Source organism: Nitrospina sp. 32_T5 (assembly GCF_052156635.1).
GTDB lineage: Bacteria > Nitrospinota > Nitrospinia > Nitrospinales > Nitrospinaceae > Nitrospina.
In genome coordinates this window covers 156,565-175,660 of the sequence record NZ_JBQKUO010000001.1, presented here as the reverse complement: position 1 = coordinate 175,660, position 19,096 = coordinate 156,565, and the positions used below count along the sequence as shown (strand labels likewise).

Sequence of the window (19,096 nt, the reverse complement as noted above, 5' to 3'; positions counted from 1 at the left end):
CGTGTTGCACCCGGTTCATTCCTCCAGTTTTTCCAGCAGGGCGGCTTCGGTGTTGGGTCCCCACAGCCCGTCGGCGGCGAGGCCGCATTCCTTTTGAAACGCGATCAACGCGGCGCGCGAGCCGGGCCCCCAAAGCCCGTCCACCTTCGCTTTATAAAACCCGCAATCCTTGAGTCCCTGCTGGCGCTGGCGCACGGTGGTGAATTTCCGTTTTCGCTTTTTGGGCGCGTTGAAGCGCACCGCTTCGACCACGGTCTGCAACGTGTCACCGGGGCAGGCGGGTTTGCCGAACAGGAAATGGCCATAGAGGTCGCCCGCCTTCCACTTCCACAGGTCCTGGCAGATTCTCCATAAAATGAGGCCGGAGAGCAGTTGCCGGTCGTTGGGGTGCCCGGCGCTGGGATCGTCCACCCCCGTTCCCTGAAAGAAGCCTTCGAACATCACCGACAGAAACTCCGCGTTCTCGTCGCCTTTCCTTCCGGCGTAGCCCTGCGACCAGGGCGCGCGGTCGAGATCGTTGCACAGCACCACCTGTCCGTTCTTGCGGATGGCGAAGGTGTAGGCGATGGACTCCACCCCACCCGCGTGCAGGTGGCTGTCGCGTCCGGTATGGTAACGCGCCACCGCTTCGATCGACCCCCAGCCCAGTTCCTGGTGCCACACCATGCCCTGCAGGGCTTCCGGATCGCGGCGTTTCCATTTCTTTCCCTGCTTGTTGTTGGGGAGGGTGGTGCGTCCGTCGAACGGTTTCTGGATTTTGAGTGCCAGCGCCGCCGCTTCCAGACGTTCCAGCAGTTGTTCTTCCATGGTTCCGGTCCTTTCGCAAAAAAGGGGAAGGGGGGGGTTACTGCGGACTGCGCCGCGCTTTCGATTCGCCGCCGTCGATGAACAGCACCTCGCCGTTGACGAACCGGCTGGTGAGCAGGTAATCGAGGCCGTGCATGATGTCCTCTACCTTGCCGTGGGTTTTGGTCGGCACGTAGGGCGCGTTGCGTGTGAGGTACTCGTCGCCGTGGCCGGGCGGCGGCAGGATGAGTCCGGGAGCGATGCCGTTCACCCGCACCGTGTCGCCCCATTCCACCGCGGCGAGGTGCGTGGCGTGGGCGAGGGCCACCTTGGCCACGGAATAGGCGGCGAAGGTGGGGATGTTCTTGTTGATGCGTTCGTCGAGGATGTTGACGATGAGGCCCCGGTTCACGCGCCGCCTGTATTCGCGCATCAGAAGATACGGCGTCATCAGGTTCAGGTGCAGGGTGTCGTGAAGCGTTTCGTTGGTGGTGGCCTCGATGTTCTGCTGGATGAAGTTGGCGGCGGAGTTGATCAGCACCTCGACGTCGGGAAAATCGTTCAGCACATCGGGGATGAGTTTTTCCGCGGCGGCGAGGTCGGTGAGGTCCACCGAATACGCTTTCGCCTTCACTCCTTTCGACTTCGCGTAGGCGAGCACGTCTTCCGGTTGGGAATGGTAGTGGTGCACGGCGAGGTCGTAACCCCGGTCCGCGAGGCGGAAGGCCAGGGCTTTGCCGATGCGCACGGCGGCTCCGGTGACGATGGCTGTGGGCATGCGTTCTCCCCTGTTTAGAAAGGTTCGTTATACCATACCGCACAAAGGAATTGAAAGCGCACGCACCGGGTTGGTACTATTCCCTCAACATCGAACCAAGGAGATACTTAAATGGATGCACCCGCGGGTAAAGTAGTGAACATCGCCATCATGACCGTTTCCGACACGCGCACCGAAGCCGACGACAAGTCCGGCAACACGCTGGCCGAGCGCGCCGAGAAAGCGGGCCACAAGGTGGTGGACCGGAAGATCGTGAAGGACGAGATCGACCTCATCCAGAAACAGCTGAAGGAATGGATTGCGTCGCCGGACGTGGACGTGGTGATCTCCACCGGCGGCACCGGCGTGACCGGACGCGATGTGACGCCGGAAGCGTTCGAGGCGCTGTACGATAAATCGATACCCGGTTTCGGCGAACTGTTCCGCTGGCTGAGTTACCAGAACATCAAGACCTCGACCATCCAGTCACGCGCCACCGGAGGGGTTGCCAACGGCACGTTCCTGTTCGCGCTTCCGGGCTCGACAGGGGCCTGCAAAGACGCGTGGGACGGCATCCTCGTGTACCAGCTCAACAGCAACAACCCGCCGTGCAACCTGGTGGAGCTGATGCCGCGCCTTCTGGAGAAATAGCCGGAAAGAGTCGGCGGGTCAGGGCAGGGCGATGTTTTTGAGATCGAACGGCACCCGCTGGATGGAATCCGGGGAGGCCAGGTACAGCACCATGCGCGTGGCCGGCGACGGTTGCTCCTTGAAACTGTAAGCGCGCACTTCACCGAAGTGACTGCGCGAGGCGGTGTCCATCTCCTTGCCCGCGGCATCCAGAAACTTCATGTCGACCACCCGCTGCAGCGGATCCTCCACGATAAAGTTCAGGCTGTTTTTGTAATCCTTCATCATGCCGCCGAACAGGCCCTCGATCATCTTGAGCATGGCGTCGCCCAACTGCTGGCCGAACTTCTCCATTTCGTCGCTTTCCATCATTTTCTTTTTCTGCTCGGCTTTCCGTTTTTCCAGTGTTTCTTTGGTGATGTACATGATGCGGATGTCGGAGGCGTCGAGGGCGGGATCCTGAATCCACTCACCCGGTTTCTGCATGAATCCCCGGACCTCTACCTGCCCTCCATTGGAGGCCGAGGGCCGGAAAAGAAGCACATGGCCGCGAAGGATCTGTATAAACCGGGCGGAGCGGTTCGGGTTTTTCAACTGAACGTCGTGAGTGAGTTTCGACTCCCGATCCTTGTTGTGCTTGAAAAAACCGCCCCGGGTGTTTTGGTCTGAGATCAGGATGCGGCCCGTGTCGTCCACGGCGTAGCCCACCTTCACGTCGTAAATGCCGGCGGAATCCGAAACCGCCGGTCCCATGACCGTGAGCTCCACCTCACAGCGGCCGAAATGGTCTCCGGTCGTGCGCGTGTCCTCGACCTGGGTGACAAACACCCGGTTGGCATCGGCGGCAATGCCAGTTTGGATTGCAAACAGGCCGGCGCACAGAAAGGCCGCCGCCAGGGTCGCGATAATGGAGAACCGCATCTTCTGCCTCCTGTTCCGTGTACAATGATAAGACCCGTTCACCCTATGTCCCTCTCACAAGGGCCGAAATGGCGCGGTGAACCGCTATGACAGGAATCTGCCGTGGAACACTTTGAATACGACATCGACTCTCCCTGCGCTTCGAAACGACTGGATGTGTTTTTGACGGAAGTGCAGGCAGACATCAGCCGATCCTACATAAAAAAACTGATCGACTCTCACAGGGTAAGGGTCAACGGCTCCATTGCCAAGTCCAATTATAAAGTCAAAACGGGCGACTGCGTGGAATTGACGGTTCCCGACCCGGAACCGCTGGACGTGCGCCCGGAAGCCATTCCGCTGGACATCGTGTACGAGGACGCGAGCCTGATCGTGGTGAACAAGCCGGCGGGTATGGTGGTCCATCCCGCTCCCGGTCATTCCACCGGCACGCTGGTCCATGCGTTGTTGCATCATTGCAAGGACCTTTCCGGCATTGGCGGGGTGGAGCGTCCGGGCATCGTGCACCGGCTGGACAAGGACACCTCGGGTCTCGTGCTGGTGGCTAAAACTTCGACCGCGCTGGAGAATCTGCTAAAGCAGTTCCAGGAAAGGCAGGTGAAAAAGGTGTACCTCGCGCTGGTGAAGGGAAAGGTCGAGCCGGCATCGGGTTGGATCGAGGCGCCCATTGGACGGCACCGGGTGCATCGCAAGAAAATGGCATTGAATGATGGGGGCCGTGACGCGCAAACGTACTACGCCGTGGAAAAACAATTCCGGGAGTACGCGCTGGTGCGTGCTGAACCCAGGACAGGCCGAACTCACCAAATCCGGGTACACCTCGCCTCTATCGGCCATCCTATCCTTGGAGACCGTTTGTACGGTCACCTGCGCGGAGCTTCGGTCCCGCGTCTGGACCGGCAGGCCCTTCATGCCCACCGGCTGCAAGTGACCCATCCGCAGTCCGGGGAGGGTTGTGACTGGACCGTACCCTTCCCGGAAGACCTGGCGAAGTGGGTGGACTCCTGAATTCTGCATATATAGGATATTCTAAGTTGGTCGAAACCTGAAAGATTTCGGTTTTTCTATACATGGGGTGGAAAACGGGGGGCTCGCAATTTTTTTTACGGAATTGAGCCACGTTGTGGAAAACCTGTGAGTAGAACACGGGGGTCATCTATTATTACTCAAAAAAAGTAATTTTTTTTTAATTGCGCCAATCCAACTCCAATGATTAAACCCTGCTAAATACAATGGTTTTCCCAATGGTTTAAATATGCCCCTTTTTTAGGCTGATTTTTTTAAGTTATTCACAATTATTCTCTCTTTTTCTATAAGCCTGCTTTAGGGCCCCACAAATGAACTCGGGAAGGCTGTCCAAAAATTTGTCATGCGGATTTTGCGGTTGCCGGGCGTATGCCAAAAGAGATAATCCAGGTTGCATTCCATGCCTTCCCGAGGTGCTTTAAAATGGGCTTGAGAGGGTAATCAAAAATTTGACGCTCATTCAGGCCTTTATTTAAGCAGGATTTAAGGCGTGCAAAATGCGGTGGGTCCGGAGAGCTCTATTTTTAGGGGTTTTCCGGTATGCCGGGTGAAATTTCCCCAGTCCCTAAAGAGAAACCTGCTGGTCTCATTTTAGTCCGCTGAATTTTAATTGCCTATGTGATTTTTGAGAACGGAAGTGCAGTATCCACAAAATTTGTGTATAAACTGTGGATAACTTTGGGAGTATCACTACAAACTTAAAAAAACAAAGGGGTAAGGGAATAACGATTACATTCTAAGCAAAAACAATTATAATTGATTTATAAGGGGTTACTTGCTTGGAAAAGAAAAGGGGGCCGCAATGTTTTTCAAGAGGAAGTCAGTATAAAGACCCGCAGATTTATCCACAATATTAAATCCTACAAAGAGTCGTAAAAACGCTACATTTTAGGGGTGTTTCGTAAATCTGCTTTTTAAGGTCGTGTCCTCCCCGCCTCCAATTTGCTAGGATTTTTTCTGGATTAAGTATGATGGACCGAAGGCTGCTTTCCCATTTCAATCTCTGGTATTTCCTGTTGATCCTGGTCATTGCCGGGATCGGGGTGATTACCATCCACAGTGCCAATCACACCCGGGTGGAAACCTTCTTCCGGGGCCTGTATCTCAAGCAGATTTACTGGATTCTGATCGGCCTGGTGGCCATGTTCATCGCCGTGGCTGTGGACTACCGGGTATGGAGCCGTTACGCCTGGTTGATTTACGCAGGCATGGTGCTGGCCCTTTTATACGTTTTGTTTTTCGGTAAAGTCTCTTCCGGCGCCCAGCGGTGGATCCATTTGGGTCCCCTCACCTTACAGGTCTCGGAGTTTGCGAAATACGCCCTCATCATCATCCTCGCCAAATATTTTGAAGAAGCCAAACCCCAGGGGCAAAAATACGAGTTGAAAGACCTGGTGGTGCCGTTTTTGTTGACGGCGGTGCTCGGGGGGTTGATCGCCCTGCAGCCGGATCTCGGGACCGCCCTCATCATCTTCTTTATTTTCTTTGTTTTTGTGGTGGCCGCCGAAATGCAGTTTCGAACCCTTTGGCGGCTGGGGGCTTCGGTATTGATCCTCGCTCCGCTCACCTGGTTTCTGATGAAGGACTACCAGAAGCAGAGGGTGATGACCCTGTTCAATCCGGAACTCGATCCTCTGGGTGCGGGTTACCATACCATCCAGTCGAAGATCGCGGTGGGTTCCGGGGGGTTCTGGGGCAAGGGGTTGTACGCGGGAACTCAGAGCCGTCTCAACTTTTTGCCTGAAAAGCACACGGACTTCATCTTTTCCGTTTATGCGGAGGAAATGGGGTTTCTGGGAGTGATGGTCCTGCTCACACTGTTCCTGATACTGGTGTTGAAAGGGCTCAACATTGCATATCGAGCGGCGGACCGGTTTGGGGTGTTTCTTGGATTGGGCATTGTCGCCGCGATTTCGTTTTATATTATCTTCAACATTGGGATGACGGTGGGCCTGTTTCCCGTCACGGGGCTGCCTTTGCCGCTCATGAGTTATGGAGGTTCGTCGCTCATCACCACGTTTTTTGCGCTGGGATTGCTATTGAATATTGAAATGCGGCGAAATGTCCTTTGATTTCAACCCATTGGTTTTTAAACCAAAAAATCGCAATTAACCGTTTGCGAGCGTGATATACTTTTTCCGCTCTCCCTCACACGACGAAAATCGGTCTGAAGGCCGGAAGACGCTTCCGGGCTTCCACTAAAATTATGGCATCCGAAATCATCATCAATTCCAATCAGCGGGAAATCCGCGTGGCCCTGGTGGAAAACCACCAGCTTGTGGAAATTTTTGTCGAGCACAAGGCGAAGCGGGGCATCGTCGGCAACGTTTATAAAGGGGTGGTCACCAAGATCCTGCCCGGCATGCAGGTGGCCTTCGTGGACATCGGCCTGGAGAAGGCGGGATTTCTCTATGTGGGCGACATCGATGCGGGTGACCTTCTCGACGACGGTGAAAACCCCAACCAGGTGGACATCAACGAGGACAAGGATGGGCACGAGGAAGGAGAAACCGTGTCCCCCACCCGCTCGATGGACCACATTCCCATACAGGACCTGCTTTGCGAAGGGCAGGAGATCATGGTGCAGGTGGCAAAAAACCCGCTTGGCACCAAGGGCCCGCGCATCACCTCATACATCACCCTGGCCGGTCGGCATATAGTTTACATGCCGACGGTGGACCAGGTGTGTGTGTCCCGGCGCATCGAAAATGAGGATGAAAAAGAAAGGCTGAAAGCCATTATCGGTGAAATCGGCCGCCCGGGCGAAGGCTACATCATCCGTACCGCCGGCCAGGGCCGTCAAAAGGTGGATTTCGAAACCGATATCCAGTTTTTGCACAAGCTGGGTGACAACCTGAAAGTCCGTGTGGAAACGGAACCGGCGCCCAGCCTGTTGTACGAAGACCTCAACCTCATCTTCCGCTCCATCCGCGACCTGTTCAACGAGGACGTGCAGAGACTGGTCATCGATTCCAAATCCGATTACGAGAAGTGCATCGAGTTCTGTTCGAATTACCTGCCGGAGCTGGTGGACAAGATCGAGCTGTACAAGGAATCGGTTCCCATATTCGACTACTTCGGCATCGAGATCGAGATCAACCGTGCGCTGGGACGCAAGATATGGCTCAAGTCCGGTGGCTTCATCACCATCGACCAGACCGAGGCGCTGGTGGCGATCGACGTCAATACGGGAAAATTCGTCGGCCACTCCGATCCGGAAGAGACCATCCTCAAGACGAATCTGGAGGCGGTCAAGGAGATCGTGTACCAGTTGCGGCTGCGCAACATCGGCGGCATCATCATCGTCGATTTCATAGACATGTCGCGAGAAGAAAGCAAAGAGATCGTGTGGAGCGCGCTCCAGCAGGAATTGCGCTTTGACCGCTCGCGCACCAACATCCTTAAAATTTCCGAACTCGGCCTGGTCGAGATGACGCGCAAACGCGTTCGCGGCAGCCTCAGCCAGACCTTGTGCGACCCGTGTCCCTACTGCGAAGGCAAGGGCCACATCAAATCCCCCGCCACGGTGTGCTACGAGATCATCCGCGCCCTGCAGCGCATGGTGGGAAATCACCTCACCCCGAAGAACATCACCATCGAAGTCCCGCCGGCGGTGTACGACTTGCTTTTTGAGGAGGAGACCTCCTACATCGACGAGCTGGAAAAGTTTTACGGGATCGAAGTCAATATCAAGGTCAACCAGAAACTGCACCAGGAAAAATACAACATCATCACCTGAATGCCCTGATTTCATTCCCCTTCCCAACTTGCGTTTGGGTTGCCTCCCGCTGCGTGATAGAATCGGATCATTCCGTCAGGAAAGTTGGCCTGTTTGGACCCCGAATCGGTTTCGGCGGTCTGCTGGAACCATCAGGCGGAATAGGCAGGAAATGCAAACTGGATTTCCGGAAGGAGGTTAAGCCATGAAAAAGAATGTATTGTTTTCGATGTTGCTGGCCGGGGGGTTGTTGCTTGCGGGTTGTGGATCCGTGGGTACGGATTTTGACCTGTCGCAGACGCAACACATCACTCAGGGCAGCACCACCAAGCAGGATATCCAGGCCATGTTCGGGGAGCCGTTCCGCACCGGCGTGCAAAACGGGCATCCCGTCTGGGTTTACGAGAAAAGCGTATACCGGGCCATTGGTGACGACACGAGCAAAAGCCTCATCGTCGAATTCGACGACAACGACGTGGTGCGCAAGTACCAGGTCATGTCGAATGAGTCCGAAACAAAATAAGCATCCCGAAAGAAAGACCCCTTAGCCTTACATGTTCGGATTCGACAGGAACCAGCAGGGCGTCCTGCACTTGACGTGGATCGCCTTCTTCCTGACGTTTCTGACATGGTTCAACATGGCGCCCTTCAACACCACGCTGGAACACCATGCGGGGCTGAGTGCGGACCAGATCCGCATCCTCATGGTGTGCAACGTGGCGTTGACCATTCCCGCGCGCATTGTCATCGGCGCGCTGGTGGACCAGCATGGCCCGAAGATCGTGTTTGTCTGCCTGCTGGTGTTCTCCGGTGCGGTGAGCCTTTATTTCGCGCAATGCACCCGCTTTCATGAATTCCTCGCCGCACGCCTGCTGATGGGCATTGCCGGCGCGGGATTCGTGGTCGGCATCAAAATGATTGCGGAATGGTTTCCGCCGGAGAAGATGGGCACGGCGCAGGGCATCTACGCGGGCTGGGGCAATTTCGGCGCAGCCGCCGCGGCGTTCACCCTGCCGCCGATCGCGGCGGCGTTCGATCCCGCCACCGGATGGCGGGTGGCCACGGCGTTTTCTGGCGTGCTGTGCCTCGTCTGGGCGTGGGTGTATCACCATAGGGCGCGAGAAATTCCCGAACGTGCCACCCAGTTTCCCGTCACGCTCGAAAAAACCATCGAAGTCACTTCCTACCGCGACCTGGTCCTGCAGGTCCTGTTGTTCCTGCCGTTGTACGGCGCGCTTGGCGTGTTCGTCTGGAAGCTGTCGCATCCGTCCACGCCGTTGCTTTCCGGCTGGGAGATGTGGGGGCTGCTGGCGGCGGTCGGGGTGTTCTGCCTGTTCGAAATATACCGCTGCCTGCAGGTCAACCTGCCGCGCCTTCAAAACGGCCTGCACGCAGACCGGCATTACCCGTTCCAGCAGATCGTGGTTTTGAGTTTTGTCTATGCGCTCACCTTCGGCTCGGAGCTGGCGGTGATCTCCATGTTTCCCGAATACCTGGAGACCACGTTCGCCCTGTCGGCCACGGCAGCGGGCATCCTGGGATCCTCCTTCGCATTTTTCAACCTGGTCACGCGGCCCAGCGGCGGCTGGCTGGCGGACAGGATCGGCCGGCGCCGCGTTTTGTTTGTTCTGGTATTGGGTTGCATGATCTGTTATTGGTTTATGGGCGAAATCACTTCGGCATGGCCGCTTACAGCGGCCATCGCGCTCTGCGTGGTGTGCTCCATGCTGGCGCAGGCCGGCAACGGCGCGTGCTTCGCCATGGTGCCGCTCATCCGCAAGGACCTCACCGGCAAGATGGCGGGCATGGCCGGAGCTTACGGCAACGTCGGCGCGGTGTACTTTCTCACCCTGCTCAGTTTCGTGGATGCATCCGAATTTTTCCGCTGGATCAGTGCCTACGCTTTGTTTGTGCTGATGAGCCTCATGTTTTTGAAGTCGTTCAACCACCTCCACAACTCGTTCAGAAAATAGAAACGGAGACACTCGCATTATGGGATTCACCTGTGGCCTGGTCGGCCTGCCCAACGTCGGCAAATCGGTCATCTTCAACGCCCTCACCAAAACCCAGGCGGAGTCCGGCAGTTACGCCTTCACCACGGTGGAGGCCAACGTCGGTGTGGTGGAGGTGCCCGATCCGCGTCTCGAAACCATCAACCAGCTGGTGGAAGCGAAAAAGAAAACGCCGACGACGCTCCAGTTCGTGGACATCGCCGGACTGGTGAAGGGCTCGTCGCGCGGTGAAGGACTCGGCAACAAGTTCCTGGGCAACATCCGCGAGGTGGACGCCATCGCCCACATCGTCCGCTGCTTCGACGACCCCAATGTCATGCACGTGCATCCCGAGGTGGACCCGGCGTATGACATCGACGTCATCAACATGGAGTTGATCGTCGCCGACATGGAAACGCTGGAAAAACGCACGGTGAAACTGGAGAAGACCGCCAAGAGCGGTGACAAGGACGCCAAGTGGCAGCTGGAGCTGATCCAGAAACTGATGGGCACGCTGGAAGAGGAGAAGCCCGCACGATTCCTGCCGCTGTCCACGGTGCAGGAGGAACGTTTCGTCAAATCGCTCAACCTGCTCACCACCAAGCCGGTGCTCTACGTTTGCAACATCGACGACCCCACCGGCACCGACGACAACCCGCACGTGAAGGCGACGAAAGAGATCGCGGAGAAGGAAGGCGCGCCGGTGGTGGTGCTGGCGGGCAAGCTGGAGATGGAGATCATGGAGATCGACGACCCGGAAGAACAGCGTGTGTTCATGGACGAGATGGGGTTGAAAGAAACCGGCCTGCATCACATGATCAACGAGGGTTACCAGCTTCTGGACCTGTGCACGTTCTTCACCGTCGGCGAAAAGGAAAACCGTGCGTGGACCGTGCGCAAAAACTCGAAAGCGCCGCAGGCGGCGGGCAAGATCCATTCCGACATCGAACGCGGTTTCATCCGCGCCGAGGTGTTCCACTTCGACGACCTGGTGCAATACAAGTCCGAGCACGCGGTGAAAGAGGCAGGCAAAATGCGCCTCGAGGGCAAGGAGTACATCGTGAAGGACGGCGACATCCTGCACTTCCGCTTCAACGTCTAAGCTTTGAGAAATCAAACCTCCCGCAGAATCGGGCCGAATGCGTTCGACCCCGTGCTCTCCATTAAGGTATAATTGAGGCGACGTGACGATTCCCTCCTGGAGTCCGCATGCCCCGGTTTCTGAACAAAAAACGGATCGCGCTTTTATTCGGGTTTCTGATTCTGCTCGGACTGCCGTTCACCATCATCCGCGACCTTCCCGTCGAGGTCAAAACCGATACGCGCGAGCTGAATCCTTACAAGGAACCCAAAGACCCCGCCGCCGCGTATCTGCACAAGGCATCGGACAATTATTTTTACCGCGAGTTCGACGCCGCCGCCGACAATTACATGAAAGCCATCGCCATCTATGAGGAACGGGAGGACTGGGTTCATGTTGCGCGAACCTACGAGTCGCTGGGTGACCTGTACCTGTGGGCCAACCGCTCCAATGAGGCGGAGAAAAGCTACCTCACTGCTGTGAAGTACCACACGCAGAACAACGACGTGTTGGGGCAGGCCACGGCGCTCAAGGACATCGGCGACATGTACAGCAAAATGGAGGACCTGGAGGAGTCGGAAAGCTGGTACCTGAAATCGCTCGCGGTACTGAAGGAGGAGAAGGGCAACCGCGTGTTCGGCAACGTGCACGAGAACCTGGGCCAGTTGTACTGGAAGATGGAACGCATCGCCGAAGCGATGGAGTCCTTCATGCATGCGCGGGATACCTACGGTGCGCTCAATTACCGGATGGGGTACGACCACATGGAGAACGTGCTGAAACGCCTCCAGCGGGGCGGCGAATCCACGCACAACCACCGCGTGCCCAGAAGCATGAAAAATCCCTACCACAACCCGCCGCCGGCACACCCGTAACCGGAACGGCAATCATCTTAAATTAAAGCAAGGAATCAGGATTCGTCAGGGGGAGGAGTGTCCCCGGCGGTTTCGTCCGGCGATGCCGCGTCTTCACTTCCAGACGAGTCGTCGTGGTCTTCCATAAACCGGTCCTTGATGACCTCGATGTCGTGTTTCTGTTTGTGGACTTTTTTGAGCAGGGTTTTCAGTTCCGGTTCAGGAAACAGGTCGTTCAGGTCCTGGTCCGCGTCCGGAAACAGTTCGTTCAGGTTGATCTCTTCTTCCGTCTTATGCGGTGCGGCCGGGGCTTCTTCCGTGAGAAACTCCGCCTGCTGGGACGGGGAGGTTTGCTCGGTGGGTTGCGATTCGGTGTCGGTCATGCGCGGCTCCCAAAAAACGTAATTCTTCGTCATGGTACTGGAAATGCGGGGGACTGACAACTAGCTTTTCGGCATTCGCGCGAGGATGAGCGGAATGGCCTCGATGGCCAGCGTGCGGTCAAAATCGAGCAGGAACCGGATGACGCGCTTGATCTGATCCCAGTCCGGTTGCGGCTTGGATAGCGCACGCTCGACACGCTCGATCTCATCCAGAATTTCCGCCTTGTCGCGCGACGAAAGATCCATGCGATCCACCACCGCGTGTAAATCGCCGGCGGAAGCGGGTGCTGGAGTTGCGTTGCGCTGCGGCACGTGTCCGACCGCAGGCGGCGGTGCAGAGGCGGGCGCTGCCTGTTTTCTCGCTTTTTCCTTCTTCGCGTTTTCTTCGGCGGTCTCCCCCACCTGTTCCAGGAGTTGGAAGCACAGATCGATGTCGCTCACCAGCGCGATGCGGTCGTTGATTTCTTTCTGCTCGTCTTCGGGTTTGGAAAGAAGGAAGTCGGAGGCGAAACGGATTTCGTCGAACGCGGGCCGTTTCTTCGGGGCGAATTCCTGAACGAAAGCCTGCGCTTTCGCATGCCAGTCGGAGAAACGAGCGTCGTGGCGGTTCATTGCCGATTTTTTCAGCGCTCCGCCTTCGTTTCGAAGGAACGAGAGGGTTTCCTGCCAGCGTTCGCTCATGACGTCAAAACCGGGCCAGGTAGATTCCCATAAAAACGGCGAACACAATGGTGATCAGCGTCACCTGGCTGAGCGTGCGCATGGTGTCGAGAGTCGGCCCCACTTCCTTTTTCGCCTCCTCCGGTTTGAGGTCGAGGTCGGAGATGCGCGGGCGCAGGGCGAAGGTGGTGTACACACTCAGGAAAAACGCGGCGATCACGAAGATCAGCTTGATGCCGAGGATGTTGTAGTACCCGTCCTTCAGGTTCACCTGCTCGGTGTAGTTCTCCATCAGGTAATAAATGCCGGACCCGACGAGCAACAACACCGAAACGAACACCGTCGGCACCAGCACGTCGAGCAGTTTGTAGGTGATGGAATTTTCGTCCATGGCCTGGCCCGCCTCCTGCTTGTCGAAACGGGGCAGGATCAGGTACAGGCAGTACACACTGGCCCCCACCCCCACGGCGGCGGACATGAGGTGAACGAAGATGATGATGGAGTCGATCATGTCTCAGAGGTTTTTCAGGTAATGGACCAGCAGGCGGACGCCCACACCGGAGCCGCCTTTCGGCACGTAGGGTTTTTCTTCCGATCCCCAGGCGGTGCCGGCGATGTCGAGGTGAGCCCACGGAAAATCGCCGACGAACTGTTTGAGGAACGCGGCGGCGGTGATGGTGCCCGCGCCAACGCCCGCACCGGCGATGTTTTTCAGGTCGGCGATGTCGCTTTTGATGGCTTTTTCGAATTCGTCATAGAGCGGCAGCTGCCACAGGCGTTCGCCCGTCTCCGTGCCGCAGTCCATGAGGTTCTGGATCAGCTTGTCGTCGGTGCCGACCACCGCGGTGGCGACGTGCCCCAGGGCCACGATCACCGCGCCCGTCAGCGTGGCGAGATCGATCACCGCACGCGGTTTGTATTTCTGCGCGTACACCAGCGCGTCGGAGAGGATCAGCCGTCCTTCCGCGTCGGTGTTCAGCACCTCGATGGTCTTGCCGTTGGAAGCGGTGAGGATGTCGCCGGGCTTGATGGCCGAACCGCCGGGCATGTTCTCCGTCGCCGGAACCAGACCGACCACGTTGACCGGCAGTTTCAGGCTGGCCACGGCCGCCAGGGTGCCGATGGCCACCGCGCCGCCGGACATGTCGAACTTCATCTCGTCCATGCTTGCCGGCGGCTTCAGCGAAATGCCGCCGGTGTCGAAGGTGATGCCCTTGCCGACGATCACCACCGGGGCCTGGTTTTTTTTGCCGCCGTTGTATTCCATGACGATGAACTTGGGCGGCTCGTGACTGCCGCGGGCGACCCCCAGCAGGGCCCCCATTTTCTTCTGTTGCATGTCCTTCTTTTCGAGCACGCGGCAGGTGAATTTGTATTGGCGCGCCAGCTTTTTCGCCTGGTTGGCCAAATACGTCGGAGTGGCGGTGTTGCCGGGATGCGTCATGAGGTCGCGCGTGGTCATGACCGCTTCCGCCAGTCTTTCCGCCGACTGCACGCCCTTCTGGAATGCAGGCACCTTCGCCCTGGACCCGACGAGAAACACGATTTCCTGGATGCGGCTGGGCGGATCGTCCGCGTCCTTCTGCTTGTAGGCGTCGAAGTGGTAGAGCGCGAGGTGCGCGCCTTCCGCCAGCGCGTGGGCGACGGGGTCGCCGTACTTGTCCTTTTTCGATTTGCCCGGCTTGCCGGCATCGTCTTCCGGCAGGTAGAGGGCGACCTTTTTGTACCGCGATCTTTCGGCGAGTTTCACACCGGTGCCCGCCGCCTGGCGCAGTTGCTCTTCCTTGATGTCCTTCGTTTTGCCGAGACCCACCAGAATCAACTGCTGTGCGCCCAGGAGTCCCATCACGTTGAACGAGCAGGTCTGGTTGGGCTTGCCTTCGAAACGTTTGGCCTTGTGCGCGACGGAGATGGCCCCGTTCAACAGGCCGTCGATCTCCTTCACCACGCCCGCGGGTTTTTTCTCCGGGCAGAGCACGATCAGGCATTCGGTTTTGTGTTTCCGCACATCGTCCGTTTTGACACTGGTTTTGATCATGGTTGGGTCCAATCGGTTTGACGTTTCAAGGAGTATGAAGAATCGATTGTATGGAATTTTAAACAGGCAGACAAGGGGAAAACCCGGAGGCTGTGTCCAAAGGGGCACGCTGTCTGTGGAGTGCTTTTCCGGTGCGGCGGGGGTGGGGGAACCAACAGCCTTGCTTCACCGGCTGGATGGAAATTCAAAAACCCGCCGCCCTCGATCCGTACTATAATGACGGCACACCCACGCCAACGACATGGAGGACCATGTTATGACGCGTTCGAAACCGATTTCGTTCTGGCTGAACGCCTGGGCGGTTTGCTTGTTGTTGTCAGCACCGGCGGCGCAGGCGGTCACCATCGAGGAATACATTACGCCATCGGGCGGAAGCAGTCCGGCGGACATCGCCATCGCCCCGGACGGCACGGTGTGGTTCACCGAAATCAACGCCAACCGAATCGGCAGACTCATTCCCTCCGAGACCCGGCCCGGAACCTCCAACGGCATCACCGAGTTCGAACTGCCGGAGCCCAACAGCCAGCCGCATTACATCACCGTGGCGGAAGACGGCGCCGTGTGGTTCACTGAAATGGCGGGCAACCGCATCGGCCGGCTCGACCCCGCAAGTGGCAAGATCAGGGAGTACGACATCCCGACGGAAGACAGCGAGCCGCACCAGATCAAGGAAGGGCCGGACGGCTCTATCTGGTTTCTCGAGTTCAACGCCAACAAGGTGGGGCGGTTGAATCCGGAGGACGGAACCATCAAGGAATACACGGTGGGCGAGGGGCATCCGCATGCGATGGTGGTGGACGGCGCGCATGTGTGGTACACACAGGGCGGCATGTTCTGGGCCAAAAAGTTTTTCAACAAGGTGGGCAGGCTGAATACCGAAAGCGGGAAGGTTGAGGAATGGACCGTGCCGCCGGAGAAATCCGTGCCGCACGGCATGACGCAAAGCGGCGACGGCACGGTGTGGTTCACGCAGATGTTCGCCAGCAAGCTGGCGTACCTGGATTTCAAACAGGGCACTCCCCCGGAAATCGTCGAGTTTCACCTGGGCGAGCGCAAGGGGCCGCACGACCTCATCGTCGATGACCGGCGCCAAGTCGTGTGGTTCACCGCCAATCGACCCGACAGCATCGGCCGCCTGGACCTGGACAAAGCGCAACCGGGCACGAGCGAGGGCGTCGCGTTTTTTCCACTGGCCGACCCGAAGGCGCATCCCAGCCAGCTTGCGCTGGATGCCGACGGCAACGTGTGGTTCGCGGAGATGGGCATGTACTTCCGTGGCAAATACAACAACAAGATCGGGAAACTGATCCCATAACGAATATAAGCGGTGGATTCAGGAGGTGGATTTGTTTGCACTCACGAAGCATATCAATTGGGGTTTTGTTCTGGCGTTCATATTGATCGGGATCGCCGCCTGTGGCCAGCCGGAGAAACCCGGAGCGGCCAGTGCGGCGACAGCGGAGTCCTTGAAGCAGCACGTTGAGGCGGCCATCGCCGGGCTGGATCCGGCGAAGCTCAAGGACCTGGGCTTCGCCCCGCCGTACAACATGGCGGACAAGCAGTTCGAGACGCAATACGAAGTGAAGGTGCTCCGCATGAAACCGGCCGGCGACAAGGGCAAGCACACCGAGGGCGAGGTTCAACTGGTCGGAAGCATGCAGGACCCGCGGACGGAATTGTGGTTGACGGAGATGGTCCGCCTCAATTTTGTTCAACCCGGCGGGCGGGGAGAATGGAAACTGGTTTTGTACCGGGGGCAGATCGAGGACTATTTGTCGCAGGTCATCCCCGACCAGGAGTTGCGCACCCTTTCCGATTCCTTGCAGAATTACCTCAAGTCCGCGTTCGCCACCGTGTCGGCAGACGAACTGGAATCCGCCGCGCCCTGACCCTTTGGATCCCGTTCTTGGATGAGGTGGGCGATCGCCTCTCGATTCCAGGCCGGTTGCAGGGGGTGTGTTCCCATCGAACCGGTGTCCAGCCGTCGCGTTCCCTCGAACCCCTGAAATTTTATTTAAAATTAATGGGTTACGCCTATTTTATGTCCGGGATCGGAGGCGTTCCGGGGAAAAGGGGGTCCGAGGTGGGCGGGCTTTCAGCAAGTTGCGGCAAAATTAGGGATTTTCCATGAAGAAACGCCCCCGATTAGGTTGACAATGGGGTGTGGGCTCACTAGAATTTCTGGAAAAATCTCGCAAAATGTGAGATGGTATGAAGTCCTGAAAGCCCAAATGGAACCACCCCTTGGGCTGGATTCCAATCAAACAGATTGCATTGTTTTTTCAAAGCTTACGTATATAAAAAGTTTACAGGCAACTAAAGGTAAAAGGAGATCCCCATGACGGTTGCGGAAGCGACAGAATCCCAGGCCACCGAGCAGGAAAAAGGGACCATCAAGATCACGGTCTGCATGAGCCTCAGTGGTCAGGCCGAGGGAGCCAAAGACGTTTACGCGGAATTTCAGAAACTGATCGACGAGAACCAGGGTTCGGCGGAGTTGTCCGAGCGCGGCGGTTGCGAAATGGGCCAGGTCGGGTGCCGTGGTTATTGCAGCCGTGACGTGCTGGTGGACGTGTACGTCCCGGGCCAGCCGCGCGTCACCTACGAACGCGTGAAGGTCGCGAACGTTCCGCAGATTTTCAAGGATCACGTGCTGGGCGGCAAACCGTTTGCCAGGCTCGCGTCCAAGCCGGACTATTACGAAACGCTGGAGAAGCAGGCGCGGGTCGCGTTGAAGCATGGGGGCAACATCGATCCGGAAAGTATCGACGAATACATCAAGGTCGGCGGCTACGAGACGCTGAAAAAAGTGATGACCACCATGACGCCGGAACAGGTGCGCAAGGAAATCCGGCGATCCGGTCTGCGCGGCAAGGGCGGCGGCGGATTCTTCACCGGCGACAAGTGGGAGAAAACGGCAAACGCCAAGGCCGAACGCAAATACATCATGGTCAACGGCGACGAGGGCAACCCGGCGTCCTACATGGACCGCAGCATCATGGAAGGCTGTCCGCACCAGGTGCTGGAAGGCCTCCTGATCGGCGCGTATGCCATCGGCGCCACCGACGGCATCATCTACACCCGCTCCGACTACTCCATCGCCGTGCGGCGCCTCAACATGGCGCTGGAATCGGCGCGCGAGCGCGGCCTGCTCGGCAACAACATTCTGGGCACGGATTTCAGCATCGACTTCTACGTGCATGAAGGCATGGAGGCGTTCATCGGTGGCGAATCGACGGCGCTGATGTCTTCCGTCGAAGGCAAACGCCCGTTCCCGAAAGCCCAGCCGCCGCACTCCGCGGATAAAGGCGTCTTCGGCTACCCGACGAACCTGAACAACGCCGAGACCTGGGCGACGGTCACCGAGATCATGAAACAGGGCGCCGACTGGTACCTGTCGATGGGACCGGAGAACTCGCCGGGCTGCAAGACCTGGGCCATCGCCGGCAACCTGAAGTATGCCGGGCTGATGGAGTTCGACATGAACACCACCGTGGGCGAGATCATCAACGATTACTGCGGCGGCATCCTGAAAAAGAAAGAACTGAAGGTGGTGCACATCGGCGGCGTCACCGGCGGCTTCCTGCCCCCGGAGAAACTCGACACCAAGACCGACTACGAAAGCCTCATCGAGGCCGGCGCCATCATGGGCCAGGCCAGCCTGTCGGCCTACGACAACTCGGCCTGCGTCATCGACCTCACCCGTTTTTCCATCGGCTTCAACGAGTCGGAGACCTGCGGCAAGTGCACGCCGTGCCGGATCGGGCTGACGCTCATCAAGAACATGCTGGACGACATCGCCGAAGGCCGCGGAAAAATGGAATATCTCGACAAACTGCAGGCGATGTGCGAGGAGATCAACGTCACTTCGCTGTGTGGCCTGGGTGAGACGGCGGTCAAATCGGTGCTCAGCGGCCTCAAGTATTTCCGCAAGGAGTACGAGCGGCATATCGTCGACCAGGTTTGCGACGCGGCCATGTGTACGGGCCTGTACCGCTACGTGGTCAAGGAAGAAGACTGTGTGGCCTGCGGCGCGTGCATCAAGCCATGCCCGACCGGCGCCATCACCGGCGGCACCAAGAAGGTTTCGGCGCACATCGACATGGACCTGTGCATCAACTGCAACGCCTGCTACCAGGCCTGCAACTTCCTGGCGATCGCCTGACGGCACTTCAAGTCATAAAAAACAAAACCCCGGAACCTTCGCGGTTCCGGGGTTTTTTTATGCCTTCAAATTCGTTGTTGTGCGCC

Annotated in this window: 18 protein-coding genes; 11 read left to right on the top strand and 7 right to left on the bottom strand. The window is 57.6% G+C overall.

The annotated features are described in order from the left end of the window. Positions 1-15 precede the first annotated feature (15 nt). Complete coding sequence (locus ACTRW9_RS00795) at positions 16-807, bottom strand: peptidoglycan recognition protein family protein (protein WP_442427940.1); 792 nt, start codon at positions 805-807, stop codon at positions 16-18. Between the two features lie 37 nt (positions 808-844). After that, positions 845-1,564 (bottom strand): SDR family oxidoreductase, encoded by a 720-nt coding sequence (locus ACTRW9_RS00790; protein ID WP_442427939.1) that lies wholly within the window; start codon positions 1,562-1,564, stop codon positions 845-847. A 111-nt stretch (positions 1,565-1,675) separates the two neighbouring features. Here ACTRW9_RS00790 and moaB point away from each other — a divergent pair, with 111 nt between their 5' ends. Further along, positions 1,676-2,194, top strand: a complete 519-nt coding sequence (gene moaB / locus ACTRW9_RS00785; protein WP_442427938.1) for a molybdenum cofactor biosynthesis protein B — start codon at positions 1,676-1,678, stop codon at positions 2,192-2,194. Between the two features lie 18 nt (positions 2,195-2,212). Here moaB and ACTRW9_RS00780 read toward each other — a convergent pair whose 3' ends face one another. Further along, positions 2,213-3,094 carry a hypothetical protein gene (locus ACTRW9_RS00780; protein WP_442427937.1) on the bottom strand — a complete coding sequence of 294 codons (882 nt, stop codon included), beginning with the start codon at positions 3,092-3,094 and terminating at the stop codon, positions 2,213-2,215. Between the two features lie 102 nt (positions 3,095-3,196). Here ACTRW9_RS00780 and ACTRW9_RS00775 point away from each other — a divergent pair, with 102 nt between their 5' ends. From ACTRW9_RS00775 to ACTRW9_RS00745, 7 genes are all read left to right on the top strand, one after another. Next, positions 3,197-4,102 carry an RluA family pseudouridine synthase gene (locus ACTRW9_RS00775; RefSeq protein WP_442427936.1) on the top strand — a complete coding sequence of 302 codons (906 nt, stop codon included), beginning with the start codon at positions 3,197-3,199 and terminating at the stop codon, positions 4,100-4,102. Between the two features lie 986 nt (positions 4,103-5,088). Beyond that, complete coding sequence (gene rodA / locus ACTRW9_RS00770) at positions 5,089-6,192, top strand: rod shape-determining protein RodA (protein ID WP_442426491.1); 1,104 nt, start codon at positions 5,089-5,091, stop codon at positions 6,190-6,192. Between the two features lie 134 nt (positions 6,193-6,326). Next, a complete protein-coding gene (locus tag ACTRW9_RS00765) occupies positions 6,327-7,859 on the top strand; it encodes an Rne/Rng family ribonuclease (RefSeq protein ID WP_442426490.1) in 1,533 nt (510 codons plus the stop codon). Between the two features lie 184 nt (positions 7,860-8,043). Further along, positions 8,044-8,361: an outer membrane protein assembly factor BamE domain-containing protein gene (gene bamE, locus ACTRW9_RS00760; protein WP_442426489.1), complete on the top strand. Its 318-nt coding sequence runs from the start codon at positions 8,044-8,046 to the stop codon at positions 8,359-8,361. 31 nt (positions 8,362-8,392) lie between these two features. Continuing rightward, positions 8,393-9,811: an MFS transporter gene (locus tag ACTRW9_RS00755; RefSeq protein WP_442427935.1), complete on the top strand. Its 1,419-nt coding sequence runs from the start codon at positions 8,393-8,395 to the stop codon at positions 9,809-9,811. Positions 9,812-9,830: 19 nt separating this feature from the next. Then, positions 9,831-10,931: a redox-regulated ATPase YchF gene (gene ychF / locus ACTRW9_RS00750; protein WP_442427934.1), complete on the top strand. Its 1,101-nt coding sequence runs from the start codon at positions 9,831-9,833 to the stop codon at positions 10,929-10,931. A 107-nt stretch (positions 10,932-11,038) separates the two neighbouring features. Beyond that, a complete protein-coding gene (locus ACTRW9_RS00745) occupies positions 11,039-11,785 on the top strand; it encodes a tetratricopeptide repeat protein (protein ID WP_442427933.1) in 747 nt (248 codons plus the stop codon). Between the two features lie 35 nt (positions 11,786-11,820). Here the strand turns inward: ACTRW9_RS00745 and ACTRW9_RS00740 are convergent, their stop codons facing one another. The 4 genes from ACTRW9_RS00740 to ACTRW9_RS00725 are packed head-to-tail and all read right to left on the bottom strand — an operon-like array spanning position 11,821 to position 14,845. Further along, the gene (locus ACTRW9_RS00740) at positions 11,821-12,147 is read right to left on the bottom strand and encodes a hypothetical protein (protein ID WP_442427932.1); all 327 of its coding nucleotides are present in this window, start codon (positions 12,145-12,147) and stop codon (positions 11,821-11,823) included. A gap of 60 nt (positions 12,148-12,207) precedes the next feature. Continuing rightward, entirely contained in the window at positions 12,208-12,828 is a 621-nt protein-coding gene (locus ACTRW9_RS00735) for a hypothetical protein (RefSeq protein ID WP_442427931.1), read from the bottom strand. Positions 12,829-12,832: 4 nt separating this feature from the next. Then, complete coding sequence (locus tag ACTRW9_RS00730; RefSeq protein WP_442427930.1) at positions 12,833-13,318, bottom strand: hypothetical protein; 486 nt, start codon at positions 13,316-13,318, stop codon at positions 12,833-12,835. A 3-nt stretch (positions 13,319-13,321) separates the two neighbouring features. After that, complete coding sequence (locus ACTRW9_RS00725; RefSeq protein WP_442427929.1) at positions 13,322-14,845, bottom strand: leucyl aminopeptidase; 1,524 nt, start codon at positions 14,843-14,845, stop codon at positions 13,322-13,324. A 256-nt stretch (positions 14,846-15,101) separates the two neighbouring features. Between ACTRW9_RS00725 and ACTRW9_RS00720 the strand changes: the two genes are divergently transcribed. From ACTRW9_RS00720 to ACTRW9_RS00710, 3 genes are all read left to right on the top strand, one after another. Then, positions 15,102-16,160, top strand: a complete 1,059-nt coding sequence (locus ACTRW9_RS00720; protein WP_442427928.1) for a Vgb family protein — start codon at positions 15,102-15,104, stop codon at positions 16,158-16,160. Positions 16,161-16,191: 31 nt separating this feature from the next. Continuing rightward, positions 16,192-16,734, top strand: a complete 543-nt coding sequence (locus ACTRW9_RS00715) for a hypothetical protein (protein ID WP_442427927.1) — start codon at positions 16,192-16,194, stop codon at positions 16,732-16,734. A gap of 449 nt (positions 16,735-17,183) precedes the next feature. Next, positions 17,184-19,010 carry an NADH-ubiquinone oxidoreductase-F iron-sulfur binding region domain-containing protein gene (locus tag ACTRW9_RS00710; RefSeq protein WP_442427926.1) on the top strand — a complete coding sequence of 609 codons (1,827 nt, stop codon included), beginning with the start codon at positions 17,184-17,186 and terminating at the stop codon, positions 19,008-19,010. The last annotated feature ends 86 nt before the right edge of the window (positions 19,011-19,096 follow it).